Origin of the sequence: Nonomuraea jabiensis (assembly GCF_014204795.1) — a bacterium.
GTDB lineage: Bacteria > Actinomycetota > Actinomycetes > Streptosporangiales > Streptosporangiaceae > Nonomuraea > Nonomuraea jabiensis.
Window position 1 is genome coordinate 5,381,612 of record NZ_JACHMB010000001.1, and the last position, 21,353, is coordinate 5,402,964.

General features: G+C 69.9%; 23 protein-coding genes. 16 read left to right on the forward strand and 7 right to left on the reverse strand.

Annotated elements, in window-relative coordinates; genetic code table 11:
• Positions 1-9 precede the first annotated feature (9 nt).
• Entirely contained in the window at positions 10-858 is an 849-nt protein-coding gene (locus tag HD596_RS24840; RefSeq protein WP_185071721.1) for a LysR family transcriptional regulator, read from the reverse strand.
• A 204-nt stretch (positions 859-1,062) separates the two neighbouring features.
• On the opposite strand from HD596_RS24840, the gene HD596_RS24845 reads away from it, so the two are divergent.
• Complete coding sequence (locus HD596_RS24845; protein ID WP_185071722.1) at positions 1,063-2,133, forward strand: thiolase C-terminal domain-containing protein; 1,071 nt, start codon at positions 1,063-1,065, stop codon at positions 2,131-2,133.
• Here the strand turns inward: HD596_RS24845 and HD596_RS24850 are convergent.
• On the reverse strand, positions 2,103-3,134 hold the full coding sequence (locus HD596_RS24850; RefSeq protein WP_185071723.1) for an N-acetylglucosamine kinase: 1,032 nt from the start codon (positions 3,132-3,134) through the stop codon (positions 2,103-2,105). The genes HD596_RS24845 and HD596_RS24850 overlap by 31 nt on opposite strands.
• Before the next feature lie 60 nt (positions 3,135-3,194).
• Between HD596_RS24850 and HD596_RS24855 the strand changes: the two genes are divergently transcribed.
• The 6 genes from HD596_RS24855 to HD596_RS24880 all read left to right on the forward strand — a co-directional run bounded on the left by HD596_RS24855 (position 3,195) and on the right by HD596_RS24880 (position 9,197).
• Positions 3,195-4,064, forward strand: coding sequence for an SIS domain-containing protein (locus tag HD596_RS24855; RefSeq protein ID WP_313044676.1), 870 nt, complete (start codon positions 3,195-3,197; stop codon positions 4,062-4,064).
• On the forward strand, positions 4,061-4,810 hold the full coding sequence (locus HD596_RS24860; protein ID WP_185071725.1) for a sugar isomerase domain-containing protein: 750 nt from the start codon (positions 4,061-4,063) through the stop codon (positions 4,808-4,810). The genes HD596_RS24855 and HD596_RS24860 overlap by 4 nt, the downstream gene beginning before the upstream one ends.
• Positions 4,811-4,885: 75 nt before the next feature.
• Positions 4,886-6,241, forward strand: a complete 1,356-nt coding sequence (locus HD596_RS24865) for a cellulose binding domain-containing protein (protein ID WP_185071726.1) — start codon at positions 4,886-4,888, stop codon at positions 6,239-6,241.
• 11 nt (positions 6,242-6,252) lie between these two features.
• Positions 6,253-7,500 carry an extracellular solute-binding protein gene (locus HD596_RS24870; RefSeq protein ID WP_185071727.1) on the forward strand — a complete coding sequence of 416 codons (1,248 nt, stop codon included), beginning with the start codon at positions 6,253-6,255 and terminating at the stop codon, positions 7,498-7,500.
• On the forward strand, positions 7,501-8,382 hold the full coding sequence (locus HD596_RS24875) for a carbohydrate ABC transporter permease (protein ID WP_185071728.1): 882 nt from the start codon (positions 7,501-7,503) through the stop codon (positions 8,380-8,382). It abuts the gene before it with no gap.
• Entirely contained in the window at positions 8,379-9,197 is an 819-nt protein-coding gene (locus HD596_RS24880; RefSeq protein WP_313044677.1) for a carbohydrate ABC transporter permease, read from the forward strand. The genes HD596_RS24875 and HD596_RS24880 overlap by 4 nt, the downstream gene beginning before the upstream one ends.
• Here the strand turns inward: HD596_RS24880 and HD596_RS24885 are convergent.
• Positions 9,187-10,140, reverse strand: a complete 954-nt coding sequence (locus HD596_RS24885) for an N-acetylglucosamine kinase (RefSeq protein WP_185071729.1) — start codon at positions 10,138-10,140, stop codon at positions 9,187-9,189. The two genes, HD596_RS24880 and HD596_RS24885, sit on opposite strands and share 11 nt — an antisense overlap.
• A 79-nt stretch (positions 10,141-10,219) precedes the next feature.
• Here HD596_RS24885 and HD596_RS24890 point away from each other — a divergent pair, with 79 nt between their 5' ends.
• The 9 genes from HD596_RS24890 (at position 10,220) to HD596_RS24930 (ending at position 18,275) form a co-directional block, all read left to right on the forward strand.
• Positions 10,220-11,089 carry a MurR/RpiR family transcriptional regulator gene (locus HD596_RS24890; protein ID WP_185071730.1) on the forward strand — a complete coding sequence of 290 codons (870 nt, stop codon included), beginning with the start codon at positions 10,220-10,222 and terminating at the stop codon, positions 11,087-11,089.
• Positions 11,090-11,824: a sugar isomerase domain-containing protein gene (locus HD596_RS24895; protein WP_185071731.1), complete on the forward strand. Its 735-nt coding sequence runs from the start codon at positions 11,090-11,092 to the stop codon at positions 11,822-11,824.
• A 20-nt stretch (positions 11,825-11,844) separates the two neighbouring features.
• The gene (ngcE, locus tag HD596_RS24900) at positions 11,845-13,257 is read left to right on the forward strand and encodes an N-acetylglucosamine/diacetylchitobiose ABC transporter substrate-binding protein (RefSeq protein ID WP_185071732.1); all 1,413 of its coding nucleotides are present in this window, start codon (positions 11,845-11,847) and stop codon (positions 13,255-13,257) included.
• On the forward strand, positions 13,257-14,168 hold the full coding sequence (locus HD596_RS24905) for a carbohydrate ABC transporter permease (protein ID WP_185071733.1): 912 nt from the start codon (positions 13,257-13,259) through the stop codon (positions 14,166-14,168). Before ngcE ends, HD596_RS24905 begins: the two co-directional genes overlap by 1 nt.
• Entirely contained in the window at positions 14,168-15,085 is a 918-nt protein-coding gene (locus tag HD596_RS24910) for a carbohydrate ABC transporter permease (RefSeq protein ID WP_246554793.1), read from the forward strand. The genes HD596_RS24905 and HD596_RS24910 overlap by 1 nt, the downstream gene beginning before the upstream one ends.
• A 24-nt stretch (positions 15,086-15,109) precedes the next feature.
• Positions 15,110-15,952, forward strand: a complete 843-nt coding sequence (locus HD596_RS24915) for a phosphotransferase family protein (RefSeq protein ID WP_185071734.1) — start codon at positions 15,110-15,112, stop codon at positions 15,950-15,952.
• Positions 15,856-16,359 (forward strand): helix-turn-helix domain-containing protein, encoded by a 504-nt coding sequence (locus HD596_RS64880; RefSeq protein ID WP_313044678.1) that lies wholly within the window; start codon positions 15,856-15,858, stop codon positions 16,357-16,359. Before HD596_RS24915 ends, HD596_RS64880 begins: the two co-directional genes overlap by 97 nt.
• A gap of 286 nt (positions 16,360-16,645) precedes the next feature.
• Entirely contained in the window at positions 16,646-17,431 is a 786-nt protein-coding gene (locus HD596_RS24925) for a hypothetical protein (protein WP_185071735.1), read from the forward strand.
• Positions 17,432-17,690: 259 nt separating this feature from the next.
• Positions 17,691-18,275 (forward strand): GNAT family N-acetyltransferase, encoded by a 585-nt coding sequence (locus HD596_RS24930; protein WP_185071736.1) that lies wholly within the window; start codon positions 17,691-17,693, stop codon positions 18,273-18,275.
• Positions 18,276-18,561: 286 nt separating this feature from the next.
• Here HD596_RS24930 and HD596_RS24935 read toward each other — a convergent pair whose 3' ends face one another.
• From HD596_RS24935 to HD596_RS24950, 4 genes are all read right to left on the reverse strand, one after another.
• The gene (locus tag HD596_RS24935; RefSeq protein ID WP_185071737.1) at positions 18,562-19,398 is read right to left on the reverse strand and encodes an alpha/beta fold hydrolase; all 837 of its coding nucleotides are present in this window, start codon (positions 19,396-19,398) and stop codon (positions 18,562-18,564) included.
• A 52-nt stretch (positions 19,399-19,450) separates the two neighbouring features.
• Positions 19,451-19,840: a VOC family protein gene (locus HD596_RS24940; protein ID WP_185071738.1), complete on the reverse strand. Its 390-nt coding sequence runs from the start codon at positions 19,838-19,840 to the stop codon at positions 19,451-19,453.
• Positions 19,841-20,159: 319 nt separating this feature from the next.
• On the reverse strand, positions 20,160-20,582 hold the full coding sequence (locus HD596_RS24945) for a hypothetical protein (RefSeq protein ID WP_185071739.1): 423 nt from the start codon (positions 20,580-20,582) through the stop codon (positions 20,160-20,162).
• A gap of 15 nt (positions 20,583-20,597) precedes the next feature.
• On the reverse strand, positions 20,598-21,347 hold the full coding sequence (locus HD596_RS24950; RefSeq protein ID WP_185071740.1) for an FHA domain-containing protein: 750 nt from the start codon (positions 21,345-21,347) through the stop codon (positions 20,598-20,600).
• Positions 21,348-21,353 lie beyond the last annotated feature (6 nt).

A 21,353-nucleotide genomic window follows, 5' to 3' on the forward strand; every position in this document is an offset into this window, starting at 1 on the left:
ATAATAGCGCTATCCAGAGCGGGCGAGGTGGCGGGCCGCGCTGAGGAGCTCGTGGACGTCCGTCTGGCGGTTCCAGAGGAAGACCACCTCCAGCGGCGGCACATCCTCTTTTATAGGGACAAATGCGAGTGTGTCGGGGATTGTGGTGCCCTCGTGGACGCACAGCGCGTAGCCCGCGCCCTCCTCCACCATCTTGATGACCAGGTCGTGCGTGGCCGCGGCCGGGCCGAGGCGGGGGTGGAGGCGGTGCCGTACGAATCCCTCCAGGAAGCGGCGGGCCCCGGCGACCGCGTCGGACTCCGGCATCACCAGCGGCTCGCCCGCCAGGTCCGCCAGGGACAGCGCCTCGTACGACGCCAGGGGGTGATCGCGGCGGAGCAGGGCGCGCACCGGGAACCGGTGGACCAGCATGCGGGCCACACCCCTGGGCAGCGAGCCCGGCGCGTAGCCGAGCCCGGCCTGCAGGGTGCCGTCCGCGATGGAGACGATCTGCTCGGCCGTCCCCATGGGGGCCACGCGCAGGTTGGAGGTCTGGAGCTGGGAGAGCAGCCGGGCCACCACGTCCGCCAGCCCGTCGGCCACGCCCAGGCGCGCGGTCGTGTCCCGGTTCCTGGCGGCGGCCACGGCGCGGTCGAAGGCGTCGACCGCCACGGTGGCCTGGGCCAGGAAGGCCTCGCCCGCCTCGGTCAGCTGCACGCCGCTGGACGACCGGCTGAACAGCTCGACGCCGATCTCCTTCTCCAAGGCTCTGAGCTGCTCCGACAGCGTGGGCTGTGCGATGTGCAGCGCGGTGGCGGCGCGGCGGAGACTGCCCGCGCGAGCGATCGCCATCGCGTACCGGACGTAGCGTAGATCCATCCCTCACCTCAGCGTGATGATGGGCTTATCGGTTGATCACTCCTCCGTATTACAAGAGGACCTGCCTCCCGTGAAGATATTCAGTTATCCACTGGTGGCGACATTTCCGGATTGAATGCGGTCGCCGAGCAAGCGCTTGTCTCAACCGCTCGGCGCGGGCTAGCGTGCCTCTACGGAGCGGGCCACGGACGTGGGAGGCGGCGGATGCAGCCGTTTGCGGGGCTGGCGGCGGTGGCCGGGGTCGGGATGACGGCGCTGACCAGGGAGTCCGGGCGTAGCGAGCTGGAGCTGGCGGTCGAGGCGTGCCGGGCGGCGTGCGCGGACGCGGGCATCGGGCCGCGCGAGGTGGACGCGGTGCTCAGCTACCACCTGAACGACTCCGCCCCCGTCGTCCAGGTCGCGCGGGCCCTGGGCATCGAGCGGCTCGGGTGGCACAACGACATCGCCGGGGGCGGCACGCAGGCGGCGTCGATCCTGGGCGACGCGGCGATGCTCATACACGCCGGTTTGGCGCGAAATATCGTGGTGTATCGGGCGCTCAACGGCCGCTCCGGCAAGCGCATGAACACCGTCTCCACCGGCCCCCAGGAGCGTTTCACGTACGGGCTGGCGGGCCCGATCCCGCTGTTCGCCCTGGCCGCGACCCGCTACCTGCACGACACGGGCCTCACGGAGGAGCACCTGCACGCGGTCGTCGCCCAGTCCAGGGAGAACGCCAAGACCAACCCCCGGGCCCTGCGCCGCGAACCCCTCGAACTCGCCGACTACCTCGCCCGGCCGTACGTGAGCACCCCGCTCCGCACGGTCGACTGCTGCCAGGAGACCGACGGGGCCTGCGCCCTCGTGGTCAGCGGCGTGCTGGACGGGCCGCGCGTGCGGGCGGTCGTGCGCGGGGGCGGCCCCGGCTGCTCGTCGATGGACCGCGCCCCGGACGTCACCGCGATCTTCTCGGCGTACGTGGCGCCCATGCTCTGGGAGGCGTCCGGCCTGCGGCCGTCGGACGTGGACGTGGCGCTGCCGTACGACGCCTACTCGTGGCTCGTGCCCCGGCAACTGGAGGACTTCGGGCTGGTCGAGCGCGGGGACCTGGGGGCGTACCTGCTGGAGCGCCGCCACGCCTGGGTGAACCCGCACGGCGGGCTCCTCTCGGAGGGCTACGTACACGGCCTGAACAACGTGGCCCAGGCCGTCCGGGAGCTGCACGGGGGCCGTGCGGTGGCCCTCGTGACGGGGTTCGGCGGCAGCTACGGGAGCGCGGCCCTGCTCGTACGGTGAGCAAGCCGATCGGGGTGCTTCGTGAACGCCGCGTGGAGTGCCTGGGCGTCGGCCTGGGGGAGCAGTTCGCGGGCTGCCAGCCAGGCCGCGCCGTCGGCCGTGTCCCCCGCCGTGACGGCGTCCGGCAGGAGGTCGTGGACCGCTCGCCTGACGGGGCCCTCCGGCGTGAGCACGCCGCCGGCGAGCACGATGGGCAGGCCGGGCTCGTGTACCTGGGCGGCGGTGCTCGCCAGCCGTGCCGCCGCCTCGGCGACGAGGGCCTGGGCGACCGGGTCGCCCGCTTCGGCGGCCTGGCTGACGAGGGGCGCCAACTCGGCGAGCGCGAGCGGTGGCCGGGCGTGCACCGCCGCCGCCAATTGCGCGACCGGATCCTCGCCCACGCCTTCGGGCAGCAACTGTCGGACGACGAGCGCCACCAGCCGCCCGTCCCCTGACGTCGGTGCGGACGGCGGACGGGCGGTGGCGAGGGGGTCGGGGATGGTGTGAGTGGCGAGGGGGCCGGTGGTGGCGAGGGTGTGGATGGTGGTGCGGGCGGCGGCGTGGCCGAGCCAGAAGCTCGACCCCTCGTCCCCGAACAGCCACCCGTACCCGTCGGCGGTCGCCGTCTGCTCGTGATTGGTAATTTTTGCCGCGATCGCCCCCGTCCCCGAGATCAGCACGGTGCCCGACGGCGCGGCGGTGCCGGCGGCGAACGCGGTCACGGTGTCCCCGACGACCCGTACCGGCGGCCCCTGGGGGAGGAGCGGGCGCAGGACGCGCGCGGCCAGCTCCCGGCACGCCCCCGGATTCCCCGCCAGCCCTAACACCACCGCGCTGACGTGCGGTAACGAGGCCGAACCAGCCTCCTGGACGGCGGCGGTCAGGTGCGCGCCGGCCTGGTCCATGCCGAGCGTCACCGGGTTGGCGCCGGGCGCGTGCCCCCGCCCGACCGGCGCTCCGTCCACCGTGAACAGCGCGGCCCGCGACGAGGTGCCGCCGGCATCCACTCCCAGTACCAGCATGTCAAAAATTATTGCCCAAACGCCTTGACGATGCCAGATCCTGGTCATAATTTTCATCGCGTGGAACTACTCAACCGCATCCAGGCCGAACAGCCCGACATGCCCGAGGCGCTGCGCAAGGTGGCCGAGGTGATCCTGGCCGCGCCCGCCGAGGCCGCCCGGCTGACCATCGTCGACCTGGCCGAGCGGAGCGGGACGTCCACGGCGACCATCACGCGCTTCTGCCGCGCCCTCGGCTTCACCGGGTACGCCGAGCTGCGCGTGGCCGTCGCCACCGAGACCGGCCGCAAGGCCCAGCAGACCTGGCACACCGACATCGGCCAGGAGATCCTCCCCGACGACAGCCTCGACAAGGTGCTCGGCGTCGTGTCCGGCAACGACATCCGCCTGATCCAGGAGACCGCCGACCAGCTCGACCTGGCCGTGGTGGACAAGGCCGCCCAGGCGGTGGCCAGGGCCGGGCGGGTGCTGCTGTTCGGCGTGTCGAGCAGCGCGGCGGTGGCCAGCGAGATGGAGTACCGGCTGCAGCGCATGCGCGTACCGACCTGGAGCAGGTCCGACGCCCACAGCGCGCTGACGGACGCCGCGCTGCTCGGACAGGGTGACGTGGCGATCGGCATCTCGCACAGCGGCCGCACGCGCGAGGTCATCGAGGTGCTCGCTGAGGCGAGCAGCCACGGCGCGATCACCGTGGCCGTCACCTCGCAGCCGCGCTCGCCGCTGGCCGAGGTGGCCGAGCTGGTGCTGACCACGGCCAGCCGCGCGACGAGCTTCAGGTCGGAGGGGTTCGCCGCGATCCACTCGCAGCTCCTGGTGCTCGACGTCGTGTACGTGTCGGTGGCCCAGCGCACCTACGAGCGCACCAGGCAGGCGTTCGACGTGACTGTCCGGGCGGTGGCCGGACATCGTCTCCCGGAAGGGGATTTATGACAGTAGATCCAGCAAAATTCGCTCAGCACATCGCCGACCTCGTCCGGACGATCCCGGAGGATCCGGAGATCGCCCGGGCCGCCGGCCTCTTCACCAAGGCGGTGCTCGGGGGCGGCGTCATCCAGGCGTTCGGCTCCGGCCACTCGGAGGCCGTCGCGATGGAGATCGCCGGCCGCGCCGGCGGTCTCGTGCCCACCAGCAAGCTCGCGCTCAGGGACCTCGTCCTGTACGGCGACGCCCCCCGCTCCGAGCTGGACCGCTACGACCTCGAACGCGACCCGTCCGTCGCCCGCGCCATCCTCGACCTGGCGCCCGTCCACCCCGGCGACCTGTTCGTCATCATCTCCAACTCGGGCGTCAACGGCGTGGTCGTCGAGCTGGCCACGCTCGTCAAGCAGCGCGGTCACGACCTGATCGCGATCACCTCGCGCGCCCACGGCGAGGCCGTCGCCTCCCGCCACCCCTCGGGACGCAAGCTCATCGACCTGGCCGACGTCGTCCTGGACAACCGGGCGCCCTACGGCGACGCCGTGCTCGCCCTGCCCGACGGAGGCGCCTCCGTCGGAGCCGTCTCCACCATCACCTCGGCGCTGCTGGCCCAGCTCGTGGTGGCCCAGACCGTACGCAACCTGCTCGAAGCGGGTGAGGTGCCGCCGGTCTACCTGTCGTCCAACGTCCCCGAGGGCGACGCCCACAACCTCAAGCTGGAGGCGCTGTACGCCGGTCGCATCCGGCGCGGCGCCTGAGCCTCCCGCAAGCCGCCACGAGCTCTGTTCGGCATGCCCGAAATTCGGGGCCGCACCTCGCAAGGAGAACCCCCCATGTACCGAAATATCGGAAAAGTTGTCCTCTCCTTAGCCCTCCCTCTCGTCCTCGTCGTCGTGGCCCTGGTCGCCCCGGCCAGCGCCCAGCAGTCCGTACGCCTCCAGTACCGCACCAGCGCCCCCGGCGCCACCACCGCCCAGGCCGAGCCCTGGTTCCAGCTCTTCAACGACGGCACCACCGCGATCCCGCTCAACCAGGTCAAGATCCGCTACTACCTGACCGGCACGGAGACCTACCGCTTCGCCTGCTCCTGGGCCGTGGTGGGCTGCTCGACGGTGACCGGGCAGTTCGTCCGCCAGTCGGGCGCCGACCAGTACCTGGAGGTCGGCTTCACCTCCGGCAACCTGGCCCCCGGCGCGAACACCGGCGACCTGCAGCTGCGCTTCTACCGCGCGGACTGGCAGACGTTCACGCAGAGCGACGACTACTCCTACGGGTCCGGCACCGCCTACACGAACTGGGACAAGGTCACCGTCCATGTCAACGGCCAGCTCGCGTGGGGCCGGCCGAACGGCACCGAGCCCACCCCCACTCCCACGCCCACGGTCCCTCCGACGGGCTCGGCGGGCGTGCTGTTCGACGACTTCACGTACTCGGGGTCGAGCGACCCGCGCCTCGCCCAGCGCGGCTGGACGGTGCGCTCCAGCTCGGGCGGCCCCGGCGTGCCCGGCGCCACCTGGTCGCCCTCGGCGGTCTCGTTCCCCGGCGGCCTGCTGACGCTCGACTCCACCACGAACGGCACCGCCGCCGGCACCGTGCAGACCGAGCTGTCCACCGCGAACCGCAAGTTCTTCGAGGGCACCTACGCCGCCCGCGTCCGCTTCAGCGACGCCCCGACCGGCGGCCCCGACGGCGAGCACGTGGTGCAGACGTTCTTCACCATCACCCCGCTGCGCTACAACCTGGACCCCGACTACGGCGAGCTCGACTTCGAGTACCTGCCGAACGGCGGCTGGGGCGAGCCGTCCAACATCCTCTACACCACCAGCTGGGAGACCTACCAGGCCGACCCCTGGCAGGCCGTCAACACCCACACCGAGGAGCGCGCGAGCTTCGCCGGCTGGCACGACCTGGTGATCCAGGTCTCCGGCGGCCGGATCAGGTACTACGTGGACGGCCGCCTGTTCGCCGACCACGGTGACGGCTACTATCCCGAGACGCCCATGTGGATCATGTTCAACCAGTGGTTCATCGATCTCCAGGCCGCCACGGGGACGCGTACGTACCGGCAGCAGGTGGACTGGCTCTACTACAGCAAGAACGAGGTCGTCCCGCCCGCCGACGTCACCGCCCGGGTCGCCTCCCTGCGCGCCGCCGGCACCTCCTTCACGGACACCGTCCCCAACCCGTGACAAGGATCGCCATGAAGAACCGCATCCTGGCCCTGGCGGCCGTCTTCGCGGTGGCCGCGTGCGGCGCCGCCGAGGAGCCCAAGACGTCGGCGGGTCCCACGAAGCTGACCGTCTGGATCATGGACGGCAGCGTCACGCAGGACCTGCTGAAGAAGTTCGAGACCGAGTACGAGGCGGCGCACAAGGGCGTGGACCTCGACATCCAGATCCAGGCGTGGGACGGCGTCGGCGAGCGCGTCACCGCGGCCCTGGCCAGCACCGACGCCCCCGACGTGATCGAGGTGGGCAACACCCAGGTCGCCCAGTACTCGGCCAGCGGCGGCGTCACGGACCTGACCGCCAAGGTCGCCGAGCTCAAGGGCGAGGACTGGCTGCCGGGCCTGGCCCAGCCGGGCAACGTCGACGGCAAGCAGTACGGGATCCCCTGGTACGCCGCCAACCGCGTGGTCGTCTACAACAAGGACCTGTTCGCCGGGGCGGGCATCAAGGAGCCCCCGAAAACGCGGGACGAATGGCTAAATATCACTGCAAAGCTGAATAAAAACGGAAATCAGGGCATTTATTTGACCGGGCAGACCTGGTACGCCCTGGCCGGCTTCATCTGGGACGAGGGCGGCGACCTGGCCGTCCAGGAGGGCGGCAAGTGGAAGGGCGCCCTCGACACCCCGCAGGCCCTGGCCGGCATGGACTTCTACAAGCGCCTCCAGGCCCTCGGCAAGGGCCCCAAGGACGCCGACGAGGCCAACCCGCCCCAGCACGAGGTGTTCGCCCAGGGCAAGGTGGCCCAGATCATCGCCGTCCCCGGCATCGCCGCCCGCGTCCTGGAGGTGGACGGCAAGCTGAAGGGCAAGATGGGCTTCTTCCCCATCCCGGGCAAGACGGCCGACAAGCCCGGCACCGTCTTCACGGGCGGCTCCGACCTGATCGTCCCGGCCGCGTCCAAGCGCCAGGAGGCGGCGTACGAGCTGGTCAGGGCCCTGGCCGGGGAGCAGTTCCAGACCGAGCTGGCCAAGGCGATGAGCTTCGTGCCCAACCGCACCTCGCTGGCCGGCGTGCTGTCCGGCGACGAGGGCACCGCGGCCATGGCCAAGGGCGCCGCGGGCGGCCGCGCCACCCCGAACACCCCCAACTGGGCCGCCGTCGAGGCCACCTCCGTGATCAAGCAGTACATGACCGCCGTGCTCACCGGCGCCGACCCCGCGACGGAGGCGAAGAAGGTCTCCGAATCCATCACCACGACCCTGAACAGCGGGTCCTGAATGCGCGGCACCAGGAGCCTGTGGCCCTACCTGCTCATCGCCCCCACGGTGGCGGGCGGGGCCTTCCTCCTGCTCTACCCGATGCTCAAGGCCGCGGTGATCTCCTTCCAGCACTTCCGCATGGGGGAGCTGATCAGGGGCGGCGCGGCCTTCGCCGGTCTGGACAACTACGCCGAGCTGCTGGCCGGCGCGGAGTTCTGGCAGGTGCTGTGGCGCACGCTGGGCTGGACCGCGGTCAACGTGGTGCTGATCGTGGTCCTGTCGACGGGCGTGGCGCTGATGCTCGCCCGCCTGCGCCGCGGCCTGCGCCTGGCCCTCATGAGCGCCCTCGCCCTGGCCTGGGCCACCCCGATCATCGCGGCCACGACGGTGTTCCAGTGGCTGTTCCAGTCGGAGCTCGGCGTGGTGAACTGGCTGCTGGCCGCGCTCGGGTTCGACTCCTTCCGCGGCTACACGTGGTTCGCCGACGGCACGGCCACGTTCGCCGTGCTCGTGGTCCTCGTCGTGTGGCAGTCGGTGCCGTTCGCCGCGCTCACCCTCTACGCCGGGCTGACCACCATTCCGGTGGAGCTGTACGAGTCTGCCCGGATCGACGGCGGCACCGGCCGGCAGGTCTTCTGGAAGGTCACCCTGCCGATGCTGCGGCAGCTGTTCGCCCTGGTCGCCTCGCTGGAGGTGATCTGGGTGGCCAAGTGCTTCCCGCAGATCTGGGTGCTCAGCCAGGGCGGCCCGGACGGCGCGACGACCACCCTCCCGGTGTACGCGTTCAAGATCGCCCGGGTGCTGCACCGGTACGACCTGGGCTCGGCGGTCGCCATGCTCACCGTCGTCATCCTCGCCGTCGCCCTGGTCAGCAACCTGCGAAGGATGGTCCGCCAGTGAAGAGGCTGACGCTCAACGCGGCCGCGGTCGCCGTGCTCGTCATGACGATCTTCCCTGTCTACTGGATGTTCCTGACCGCGTTCAAGCCGACCGGGGAGATCCAGGCGGCCACGCCGACCTTCTGGCCGGCGCACCCGACCCTGGAGCACTTCGCGACGGCGGTGAACGCGCCGGGGTTCTGGACCTACTGGCGCAACAGCCTCGTCGTCACCGTGGTCGCGGTGCTGGTCGCGCTGGTGACGGCGCTGCTGGCGGCGTTCGCGGTGGCCAGGATGCGCTGGCGGGGGAGAGGGGCGTTCGTGGTCGCGGTGTTCGGGGCGCAGATGGCGCCGTGGGAGGCGCTGCTGGTGCCGGTGTTCATCATCGCCAGGGACACCGACCTGCTGGACTCGCTGGCGATGCTGACCGGCGTCTACTTCATGATCACGTTGCCGTTCACGATCGTGACGCTGCGCGGGTTCCTGGCCGCGATCCCGCCGGAGCTGGAGGAGGCGGCGCAGGTGGACGGGTGCGGCCGCCTGGCCGCCTTCCGCCGGGTGGTCTTCCCGCTGCTGGCGCCCGGGCTGATGGCGACCTCGCTGTTCGGGTTCATCACGGCGTGGAACGAGTTCGCGTTCGTGAACGTGCTGATCATCAAGGACCAGGACAAGCGCACGCTGCCGGTGTGGCTGTCGTCGTTCCGCGACGTCTTCGGCACGGACTGGGGCGCCACGATGGCCGCCGCCAGCCTGTTCGCGCTGCCCGCGCTGCTGCTCTTCCTGTTCCTGCAGCGCCGGGTGGGCACGGGGATGACGGCGGGGGCCGTCAAGGGCTGACGGCCGTGAACGCGGCGTGCAGGGCCTTCGCGCCGGCCTCCGGGAGCAGGTCCCGGGCCGCCAGCCAGGCCGCCGCGCCCGCCGCGTCACCCGCCGTCGTGACGCTCTCGCCGGCCAGCAGCTCCGTCACCGCCCGGCGTACCGGACCCTCGCTGGTCAGCACGCTCCCCGCCAGCACCACGGGACCGGACTCGTGCACCCTCCTCAGGGTGGCGGCCAGGCGCTCCGCGGCCTCTGACGCGATCTCGAGCGCGGCTGGGTCGCCTGCCTCGGCGGCCTGGCTGACCAGGGAGGACAGGGCGGCCAGGCGCATGTGGTCGGCCTGCGCCAGCCGTACGATGCGGTCGGCGGCGGCGCGTGACGCGGCCGGCCGATCGTCGCCGAGGAAGTGCTCCACCACCAGCTCGGCCAGACCCTCGCCACGCGGGGGCGCGCCCCGGTCCAGGGCGTGGACCACGGACCGGACGGCCCGGCGCCCGATCCAGAAGCCCGACCCCTCATCGCCCAGCAGCCAGCCCAGCCCGTCGGCGACCATGTCGACCTTGAACTCCACGATCCTGGCCGCCACGGCGCCCGTGCCCGACAGCAGCAGCGAGCCGTCGGGCTCCGCGGAGCCCGCGGCGTAGGCGATCGGCACGTCGCCCATGTAGCGCGGCCCCTCGGCGATGCCGTGCCCGGCCCAGACCTTCGCCACCTCGGGCACCATCTCCGCCACGTGCCCCGCCACCCCGGTCAGCGAAGCGACGACCCGCCCGCCGTCATGCGCCCCCAGCGCCTCGGCGAGCGCTGCCGCCACGTTGGCCACCGCCTTGTCCACGCCGTGAGCAGTGGGATTGCCCGCGCCGGCCCGCGCGTAGCCGACCCTGGTGCCGTCGAGCGTGTGAACGGCGACCCGCGTGGACGTGGCCCCGGCGTCGACACCGACCACTAGCGATTCAGTCACGGTCCGAGTCTGGGGGTTGACGCGGACCGGAAGCAAGAATAATTTTCGCCAGAAGACCGGGTATTCGGAAGGAATATTCGTGACTTCAGGAGCGCTAGGGCGCGTCGAAACAGAACTACCCGGTTTGCCGGAGGCTTTGCGCAGGGTCGGCGAGGTGATTCTCGGCGATCCGGCCGAGGCGGCGCGCTCGACCATCATCGCGCTCGCCGAGCGGGCCGGCAGCTCGCCGGCGACCGTGACGAGGTTCTGCCGGGCGTTCGGCTTCTCGGGGTACGCCGAGCTGCGCGTCGCGCTGGCCACCGAGACCGGCCGGGCCGCGCAGGCGGGCTGGGGAGCGGGCGTCGGCCACGAGATCGGCCCCGACGACCCGCTCGACTCGGCCATCGAGGTGATGGCCGCCGCCGACGCCAGGCTCATCCAGGACACCGCCGCGCAGCTCGACCTCGACGTCGTCGCCAAGGTGGCCGACGCGATCGTGGCCGCGCCGCGCGTGCTCCTGGTCGGCGTCTCCACCAGCGGCAACGTCGCCACCATGTTCGAGGGCCGGCTGCGCCGCATCGGCGTCCCCGGCTGGAGCGCCGGCGACGCGCACGTGGCCCTGTCGGAGGCGGCCCTGCTCAAGGACGGCGACGTGGCCATCGGCATCAGCCACCGGGGCCGCACCCGCGAGGTCATGGAGGCGCTGGCCGAGGCCGGCAGCCACGGCGCGCTGACGGTCGCGGTCACCTCCTTCGCGCGCTCGCCGCTGGCCGAGCTGGCGGACCTGGTGCTGACCACGGCCAGCAGGGAGACCACGTTCAGGCTCGGCGGGCTGGCCGCCGTCCATTCGCAGCTGTTCGTCCTGGACGCCGTGTACGTGGCGGTGGCCCAGCGCACCTACGAACGCACCAACGAGGCGTTCGAGCGCACGATCAGCGCCGTGGAGAGCCATCGGGTGGAGAGAGGCTGAATGACGTACGCAACCGAGGTCCTCGATCTGGCCCGCCAGGTCACGCAGAGCCAGGCCGAGCCGGTACGGGAGGCGGCCGCGCTGGTCGTGGCCTCGATCCGGGCGGGGGGCGTGGTCAACGCGTTCGGCTCGGGGCACTCCGAGGCCATCGCCATGGAGATCGCCGGACGGGCCGGCGGCCTCGTCCCCAGCAACCGACTCTCGCCCAGGGACCTCGTCCTGTACGGGGGCCACCCGCCCGGCGTGCTGACCTCCGAGCTGGAGCGCGACCCGGCCATCGCGCACGAGATCTACGACCTGGCGCCGGTGGCGCCGCAGGACGTGTTCGTGCTGATCTCCAGCTCCGGCGTGAACGGCACGGTCGTCGAGCTGGCCACGCTCGTCAAGGAGCGCGGGCACCCGCTGATCGCCCTCACCTCGGTCAGGCACAGCACACAGATGACCTCGCGCCACCCGTCGGGCCGCAAGCTGCTCGACCTGGCCGACGTCGTGCTGGACAACGGGGCGCCGTACGGCGACGCCATCCTCGAACTCCCCGGCGGCGGCACGTACGGAGCCGTGTCCACGGTCACCTCGGCGCTGCTCGCGCAGATGGTGGTCACCCGGGCGGTGGACGAGCTCGTGGCCATGGGCGAGACGCCCCCGATCTACATGTCAGTCAACGTGACCGGCGGCGACGAGCACAACAAGGCCCTGGAGAGCCGCTACGCAGGCCGGATCCGACGCGGATCATAGAGAAAGTCAGGAGCAGTCAGATGCCCAACACCCCCCATATCAGCAGGCGTGAGCTCCTTCGCGGCGCCGCACTCGTACCCGTGGCCGGGGCGCTGGCCGCCTGCGCCACGCCGGCCGCCAAGCCCACCGCGTCGTCCTCGGCGGCGCCGGTCGCCACCAGCGCGGCCAACCCGTTCGGCATGGCGGACAACAAGCCGCTGGAGGTGTGGATCTTCGACGGCGGCTTCGGCCAGGACTACGCCAAGAACATCCACCAGCCGCTCTTCAAGGGCAAGCACCCGAACGTCGAGATCAAGCACAACGCGACCAAGGAGATCACCAAGGTCCTCCAGCCGCGCTTCGCCGGCGGCAACCCGCCGGACGTGATCGACAACTCCGGCGCCAACGCCATGGACTTCGGCGCGCTCGCCCAGGACGGCCAGCTCCAGGACCTCACCCCGCTGCTCGACGCACCCAGCTGGGACGACCCGAACACCAAGGTCCGCGACACCATCGACCAGGCCGTCATCGACCTCGGCACGTACGACGGCACCTTCAGCGTGCTCGGCTACGTCAACTACATCTTCGGCATCTGGTACTCGCAGAAGGCCTTCCGTGACAACGGCTGGGAGGCCCCGAAGACCTGGGACGAGTTCCTCAAGCTCTGCGAGACCATCAAGAAGTCCGGCAAGATGGCGCCCTTCACCTATGCCGGGAAGTTCCCGCAGTACCTGTACGAGCCGCTGCTCACCATGGCCGCCAAGATCGGCGGCGCTGAGGTGCTCGTCAACATCGACAACCTCGAGGACGGCGCCTGGAAGAGCGACGCCATGAAGACCTCGGCCACCGCCTGGGCCGAGGTCGGCGCCAAGTACCTCATGGAGGGCACCGCCGGCCTCGACCACGTGCAGACCCAGACGGCCCAGAACAAGTACAAGGTCGCCATGCTGCCCTCCGGCTCCTGGCTGGAGAACGAGCAGAAGACGACCACCCCGGCCGACTTCGAGTACGGGATGTTCCCGATCCCCGACTTCGGCAGCTCCGACAAGCTGCCGTACGGCACCCTGCACAGCCAGCCGAGCGAGAACTTCATCGTGCCCTCCAAGTCCCCCAACCCGCAGGGCGGCATGGAGTACCTGCGGGCCATGCTGTCGAAGAAGGCGGCGGGCGACTTCAGCGAGATGGTCAAGACGGTCTCCGTGGTCAAGGGCGCGGGCGAGGGCCGCCAGCTGTCGCCGGGCGCCGAGAGCGCGACCAAGGCGTTCGCCGCCGCGGGCACGAACGTCGTCTACTACCGCTGGCAGACCTGGTACGCCCAGCTCAAGGACGAGGCCATCGCCGCCACCGGCGAGCTGATGACCGGCGGGCTCAAGCCGGACGCCTACCTCGAGCGCCTGCAGAAGAAGGCCGACGAGATCAAGAACGACTCCTCGATCAAGAAGTACAAGCGTTGATGATCTTCAACAGGTATCGCCGCGGGCTGTTCATCACCTCGTTCCTGGCAGCCCCGGTGATCCTCTACCTGGTCTATGTGATCTCGCCGTACATCCAGGCGTTCTACATCGCGATGACCGACTGGCGCGGCGTGACGGCCACGCCCACGTTCATCGGCCTGGACAACTTCAAGCGGCTCTTCAGCGACGGCACGTTCTGGAAGGCCGTCACGCACAACGGCGCGCTGCTCGTGCTGCTGCCGCTGATCACGATCGTCATCGCCCTGTTCTTCGCCTTCCTCCTCAACGTGGGCGGCGCGCAGGGCACGTCCGGGATCCGCGGGTCGAAGTTCTACCGCGTGGTGTTCTTCTTCCCGCAGGTCCTGGCCGTCGCGGTGGTGGCCGTGCTGTTCCAGCAGGTGTTCCGGCCGGACGGCAGCGGCATGCTGAACGGCCCGCTGATGGCGCTCGGGGTCGGGCCGATCGGCTTCCTGTCCGATCCCGACGTGGCGTTCTGGTCGGTGCTGGGCGTCATGGTGTGGCAGGCGGTCGGCTTCTACGTGGTGCTCTTCTCCGCCGGCCTGGCCTCCATCCCCAGGGACATGTTCGAGGCCGCGCAGATCGACGGGGCCGGCCGGGTGAGCCTGTTCTTCCGCATCACGCTGCCGCTGCTCTGGGACACCGTGCAGGTGGCCTGGGTCTATCTGGGGATCCTGGCGCTGGACGTGTTCGCGATCGTCTGGGTGATGACCGACCAGCACGGCGGGCCCGACTGGTCGACCACGGTCATGGCCGCCGAGATCTACCGCAACGCGTTCCAGTACTTCCGCTTCGGCTACGCCTCGGCGCTGGGCGTGATCATGTTCTTCTTCACCGTCGGCTTCGCGATCCTCTCGCTGCGCCTCTCGCGGCGCGAACGAATCGAGTACTGATGACAACGACGATGCCGTGGACGGCGGCGAACTCGCGGAAGCTCGCCCGCCAGGAACGCCGGCGCCGGCTCGGCCCGATGGGCGTGCTGACGCACGTCGCGCTGCTGGTCTGGACGCTGCTGGTGATCGTGCCGATCCTGTGGACGTTCCTGGCGTCGGTCAAGAGCGAGGACGAGATCTTCGGTGACGCCTGGTCGCTGCCGGCCACGCTGCACTGGGACAACTTCGCCAGGGCCTGGGAACAGGCGCACATCGGGCAGTACATGCTCAACAGCGTCATCGTCGTGTCGTTCAGCACGTTCGGGACGATGCTCATCGGGTCGATGGCGGCGTACGTGCTGGCGCGTTATCCCTTTCGCGGCAACCGGGCGATCTACCTGCTCTTCGTCTCGGGGCTGGCCTTCCCCGTCTATCTGGCCCTGACCCCGCTCTTCTTCGTCGTCCAGAACATGGGCAACGTGCCGCTCATCGGCCCCTTCATCGGCCTGAACACGCACGCGGGCCTGGTGCTGGTCTACATCGCGTACTCGATGCCGTTCACGGTCTTCTTCCTGTCGGCGTTCTTCCGCACGCTCCCGACCGCTGTGGGAGAGGCCGCGATGGTGGACGGCGCGTCGCACACCAGGGTCTTCTTCCAGATCATGCTGCCGATGGCCAGGCCGGGCATCATCAGCATCACGATCTTCAACATCCTGGGCCAGTGGAACCAGTACCAGCTGCCGCTGGTGCTGCTGCAGGAGCGCGACAAGTGGGTCCTCACCATGGGCATCGCCGACATCTCCACCGCCGCCGGATACGACCAGGACTGGTCGGCCCTCTTCGCCGCCCTGACCCTGGCGATCCTGCCGATGCTGGTGGTCTACACGGTCTTCCAACGCCAGATCCAGAGTGGCCTGACGTCCGGAGCCCTCAAGTAGCCGCTGGGGTTTTAGGCTGCGGGTGTGAATGGCGAAATCCGTGCGCTGCTGGCCCGCCATCTGCCCGACTACCGGGTGCGCTCCATCGATCGGCTGGGCCAGGGCCTCGACAACACCGTGTACGAGGTCAACAACGAATTACTGGTACGGCGTAACAAGGCGACGACGCCCGAGGAGACCCGCCAGGAGGTCGCCCGCCTGGCGGCCGTCAGGGAGTTGTCCCCGCTGCCGGTTCCCGAGGTGGTCTTCGCCGACGAGTCGGGGGTGATCGCGTACAGCAAGCTCCCGGGCGAGCCCCTCAACCGGCACCCCGTGGCCGACCCCCGGCTCCTGGCCCGGCCCCTGGCCGACTTCCTCAGCGCCCTGCACGGCGCCTCCCCTGACCGGATGCGCGACCTCGCGCCGCTGGACACCTACCCTGCCCCGACCCTCCTCCAGGACGCCGAGCTCGACTACCGCGATGTCGAGGCCCACGTCCCGGAGGACCAGCGCCACCTCGTGGAGCGCTTCCTCGGGGAGCCGCCGCCGGACGAGCCTGCCGAGCTCCGCTTCTGCCACAACGACCTGGGCGCCGAGCACCTGCTGGCGGACGCGGCCGCCAGCACGATCACCGGCGTCATCGACTGGACCGACGCCGCCATCACCGACCCGGCCCACGACTTCGCCCTGATCTACCGCGACCTGGGACCGGAGGTCTTCGAGCTGACGGTGTCGCACTACGCCTTCGCCCTGGACGAGGCGGACCGCGCCCGGGTGCTCTTCTACGCGAGGTGCGCGCTCATCGAGGACCTGGCGTACGGCCTGAGCACCGGCCCCCACCACTACGCCGAGGCCGCCCTGACCCACCTGGCCTGGACCTTCGGCTAGGCCCCCCACCCGCTGCCCTGCCACGGGGTGGGCCTGCTGGAGCCCGCCCCGAGCGGTCCTCGCTCCGCTCGGGCTGTTCGCCTTGGGGGCGCGCCTGGCGGCGCGCACGGTCTTCGCCTGGGGCGCTTCGCGCTCAGAGACCTCAGCCGTCCCCCCAGTCGGGCCGGGTCCCGACCCCTGGAGGCCTTCGCTTCGCGAAGACGTCCTTATCCAGGCGCAGGCTTCGCCCGCGCATACCCGTCGGGGATCTGGCCGAGCGCATGGGGGTTACCAAAGGCCGTATTTCGCAGATCGAGCAGGGCAAGATCTCGGGGCAAGACGTCCTCGCTCGCTACGCCAGCGCCCTTGGCGGGCGGCTGCACCAGGCGATCTACTTCGACGACGGCGACATTGCCGCTATCGCCTGATCGTTCTCGCCGACGCCGCTCGGCCTGCTCGTCCCACCCGCCGCCTCACCGAATACCGAGCCGATTCCGGGCCACCTGGTAATACCGCGGACCTGGGTTGGGTGCCTCGACGAGTACCTTGTCCCGACACCACTCACGGCGCGTGCTGGCCGGGCTCCGGTGGAATCCGGCCGTGACAGCGTTGAGATCTTCATACGGGAAGATCTCCCCAGCCTCCGTTCCGGACGGCACAGGATCGAGCGGGAAGCACATGAGCATGGGTCGGCGAACGATCGGACTAGCTCTCGTGCTGACAGCATCGGTCTCGGTCATTGGCCCGCATGCCGAAGCCGTCACCCGTCCCGATCCGATCGCGGCGCTGAAGCGGCAACTCAACGGTCACGGCGGAGTACGGCAGAGTTCGGTGTATCGATTCGTCTGGGGGCCGAAGAAGGATCACGTCACCAGCCGATCGCGGGCCGTCTACGAGTTCGGTGGCGGTGGGATCGTGGCCGTCGACCTCCGCTACTCGAAGTTCTCCTCCGGCGACTCTCGGAGCATCATCTTCCCCGACCGCGCCTACGGCTGGGAGCGCGACCGCCCCGACCATCTACCGGCGGGCAAGTCCTGGATTGTGGAAACCAAGAAGAACGACTTGGAACTGGCGTGCGGGAAGATCAGGCTGAGCGATCCCGCCACCCTCCAGCACGTGCTAGCCACCACGACGGTCAAGCGGCCCGCCGGCGTCTACGACGGCACCCGCACCACCCTCTACGAAGGCAGCACCACCATCGGCGAACTGTACAAGCTGAACCCTCGCCTGCAGGTAGGCGACTTCGAAAAGCCCACAGGACAGTACGCGAGCTACACCAAGTTGCCCGTGAAGTGGCGGCTGTGGCTCGGCTCGGATCAGCTCGTACGCAGGTGCCAGACGCGGTATGACGAGCCCGACTCCCTCTGGAACACCAAAGACCGCGATCTCGAGACCGCCGATGTGCGGTTCTCCGGCTGGGGCGACGCGATCCACATCAAGCCGCCTCCCGCCGAACTTGTGGCGACGCCCGATGAACTGGTCTTCTCCAACGACGACTGAAACGCGGGGAGGCTGCCGCCGCACACTTGCGCCCCTCGACCCGGTGGCACGGGGTCGAACACGCACCGGCCCGTCCACTTTTTCCTGCAACGGTCCGGATGATCAAACTGAGGCCGAGACACCTGCCTGACCGCGCTCTGTTACTGACATGTTGTGTCACGGCCAGCTGACGCTATCGTGCCGCTCAACACGAGCCACGGGCTCGATCCAGCGCAAAGTGCCTGATCATGTGGCAGGTGGGGATGTTATCGTCCATCGCATGATCGAACTGATCGCACCCACGGGACGGCTCCACTCCTCGTGGCTCGCCGCGCGTGACGAGTGGCCGCCCGGTGCTCATCAGGACGGGGCCGGCTTGCGGCTGGTCGCTGACGTTGACCTCGACAGTTCTGAAGGGTTCGCCTCATGGGTCGAGCGACTGCGCCGGCAGTCAGATCGGTCGCTGCCCGTCGGGGAAGGACGCGTCCACGCCACCCACTGGTGGATCGCCGACGGTGAGACCTACCTCGGAGCCATCGACCTTCGACACTATCTGAACGCCTTTCTGCTGGAAGGCGGCGGGCACATCGGCTACAGCATCCGGCCTTCTGCCAGAAGGCGGGGACTGGCCACGTGGGCACTGGGAGCGGTGCTGCTCAAGGCGCCGGCGCTCGGTCTGGACCGGGTCCTGCTCACCTGTGACGACGGCAACGTCGCTTCGGCGCGCACCATCGAAAGTAACGGCGGCGTCCTGGAAGACGTGCGCAGCACCGAGATCGGGGTCAAGCGCCGCTACTGGATCCCCCTCGATGACGTTGAGAACAGCCGTTCATCGATGGCGGCGCCGAGGACGGTCGTCTCGTAGCGGACGGCGAGCTCGTCGTGTCTCGCGGCCACGGCCTCTGGAGGCGGTTGATGCCGCACCCCACCGGGCTGCCGCGAGGGCGTCCGTGGCCGTGGTCTGCTGGCTCGATGGGGACGACTCCGGGCGGCTTCTCCTCGGACTGGCGGCGGCGCTGGTGGGCCAGGCGAATAGTGGAGTCGAGGTTCTGGGCCTGCAGCCGGGTGAAGATGCCGTCGGGGTCAAGTCGGCGGACATCCCGCTGGTCTTCGACGATGGACGACGCGACAACCGTGCCGCCGCCCTGACGTCAGATCTGCCGGCGCAGCCACTCCAGACCTCGTTCGGCGTGGGTGACGATGGTGAAGTGGCTGTCGCCCTCGCAGAGCCGCAGCTCGGCGGTCGGGCAGCGGGCGGCGAGCCACGACCCGTGACCGGCGGGGATGATCCGGTCGTCGGTGCCGTGCAGGAGGAGGACCGGGGCGTCGACAGTGCCGGGATCGCAGCCCCAGGGAAGGGTGTAGGAGACGTCGTCGTCGATCTGGCCGTACGGACCGGCGGCGAGAGCCGGTTGCCCGACCTTCCCCAGCCATCCCCACGGCCCCTCGAACAAGGCCAGATCGTCCTTGGTGAACTCGCAATCGTAGATGAAGTCGGACGCCTGCAGCGCCGCCCTCGCCTCGCGGCCCTCCGCCGCTGCCCTCAGCGCGGCCAGGCCTGACGGAATCATCCCGGCGAACCAGTCCAGTCCGGTCGCGCCGTACGGGGCGATGGCGGCCAGGCCCAGCACGGCCTGGACGCGACTGCCCAGAACCGCCGCGCACCCGAGAGCATAAGACCCGCCGCCCGAGTACCCCGCGACGGCGAACCGATCGATGCCGAGCGCGTCCGCGACCGTTGCAGCGTCGGCGGCGACCGACGCGATCGTGCGCCCTGGCGCGACGCTGGAGCCGCCGTAGCCCGGCCGATCGAATGACACCCAGCGCAACCCCAGCTCGGCGGCCGCGGTGAAGAGCGGCTCCGGAGGCGCCCCCACGTTGGGGGTGCCGTGATGCCACATGACAGGCAACCGCCCGCTCTGCTCCGGGGCGGTGTCGTAGACGTGCAGCGTGCGGCCGCCACCCGCGGGGACGTCCAGCTCGATCATCTCATCGCCTTTCGTGGTCGACGTTCACGGAAACCTGACCCCCAAGGCGGTGTCAGTCGTCCCAGCGCTGGGCGTTCTGGTCGTTCAGGGAGCCCGGAGGCTGGGGGATGACGCAGAAGGGCAGTCCGGCGGGGTCCTCCATGATGCACCAGTGGTCGTTGACCAGCCGCAGGCGCCGGGCACCGAGGGCCTCCAGGCGCGCGGTCTCCGCCTCCAGGTCGTCGGTGTGGATGTCGAGGTGGACCCGCGCGGGGCCCGTCCCGAGTCGCTGGACGAGCAGGGCGAAGACGTCACCGGGTAAGGAAGCGCCGTGGTACTCGGGGTACCGCTCGAACTGGGTCAGCGTCTGACCGGTCGCCTCCTGCCAGAACGTCAGTTCCTTGCCGTGATCGCCCTCCGGGACGTCGATCACGACCTTGTAGAGCCTGCTGTAGTGCGTCATGACACCCATCCTCCTGGATGGGTGTCATCCCCGGGACCGGGTCCTGCCGGGGGCGAGGGGCATCCGCACTTCGGCGAGTCCGGACGTGCTCCCAGAGTCCAGACGTGCCGCCAGAGTCCAAACGTGCTCCCAGAGTCCAAACGTGCTCCCAGCCGGGCGGCGCGGCCCACCCCCTGCACGGCTTCGCTGCGCCTGCACGGCCGGTCGGCTGCACGGCCGGACGGTCGGGCGGTTGGACGGTCGGGCGGTCGGGCGGCTGGACGGCTGCACGGCCGGACGCTTGGACGGCCGGATGCCCGGATGCCTGGATGCTCAGGCGTCAGTGGCCGAGGAGGGTGAGCACTCCGGCGCCCAGCGGGCCGAGCCACTGGGCGATGCGGCCCAGGGCGTCGATCAGCGTGGCGCCGGCCCCGGCGAGCGCTCCGGCGCGTTCCAGCCCCGAGGTGAGCTCCTGGAGATGGTGACCGGCCTGCTCCCTGTCGGGTGTCTCTCCTCCCACCGCGGCCTCGACCGCCGACAGTTCGCGTTCCGCGCTCCGGCGCTCGGCCGCGGACAGTCTCAGCTCGTCCAGGGCGCTCCTGATGGCCTCCAGGTCGGCGTGGAGGCCCGGGCCGGCGAGCTGGTGTCCCGCGACGCCGTGGATGTCCCGCCCGGCGGTCTGGTGGTGTCCGCCGACGTACTGTGTGCCGCTCCCGGCGTTCACCGGCCCGCTGACGTTCCCGAAACGGAAGTTTTCCCCCATTACCGCCACCCCTCCCTAACGCCGCGGCCCGTGCCGCCGCCGTCTGCGCTGCTCCGCGCGCTTGCGCGCGGCCTTGGACATGGACGAGCCGATCGCCGCGAGCACCCCGCCGGCCACGAAAAGGCCGAAACCCGCCGGCGCCTGGGGAACGCCGGGAATCAACTCCTGCGTGAACGGGTCCGAGAAATCGTTGGAGGTCATGGCGCCGAAGATGAGGGACGACCAAATGGCGAACCCGACGAGCGCGATCAACGAGCCGAGGACCAAGAGAACGCGCCCGAACCCTTTTCCCTGGAAGACTTCGTCAAACGGCTCATAATCGGCACTGACTTGAATGTCGTAATTGTCGCCATAAATGTCTCGGCCGGCGTTCTGGTGGTGCCCGCCCACGTACTGGATGCCGCTTCCCGCGTTCACCGGCCCGCGCACGTCCCCGAACTCGTAACCCGCCGACGGACCCGCCGCGGCCGGCTGGACGAACCGCAGCTCCGCGTACCCCATCCGCAACTGATCCCCGTCACGGAGCACTTGACCACCGACGATCTTGTGACCGTTGAGCCAGGTCCCGTTCCGCGACCCGAGATCGTTGATGACCACGTGGTCGCCGTTGCGGTCGAGCGACGCGTGCCGCCGGCTGACCCCGTCGACCTCCAGCAGGATCCCAGAACCCCGCATACTTCCGATCTCGGTGTGCCCGCCGGGAATGTCGAACCTGATCCCGGCCATTCCTCTGCTGACAACGAGCAGCTGGGGCTGAGAACCCATGCGCGC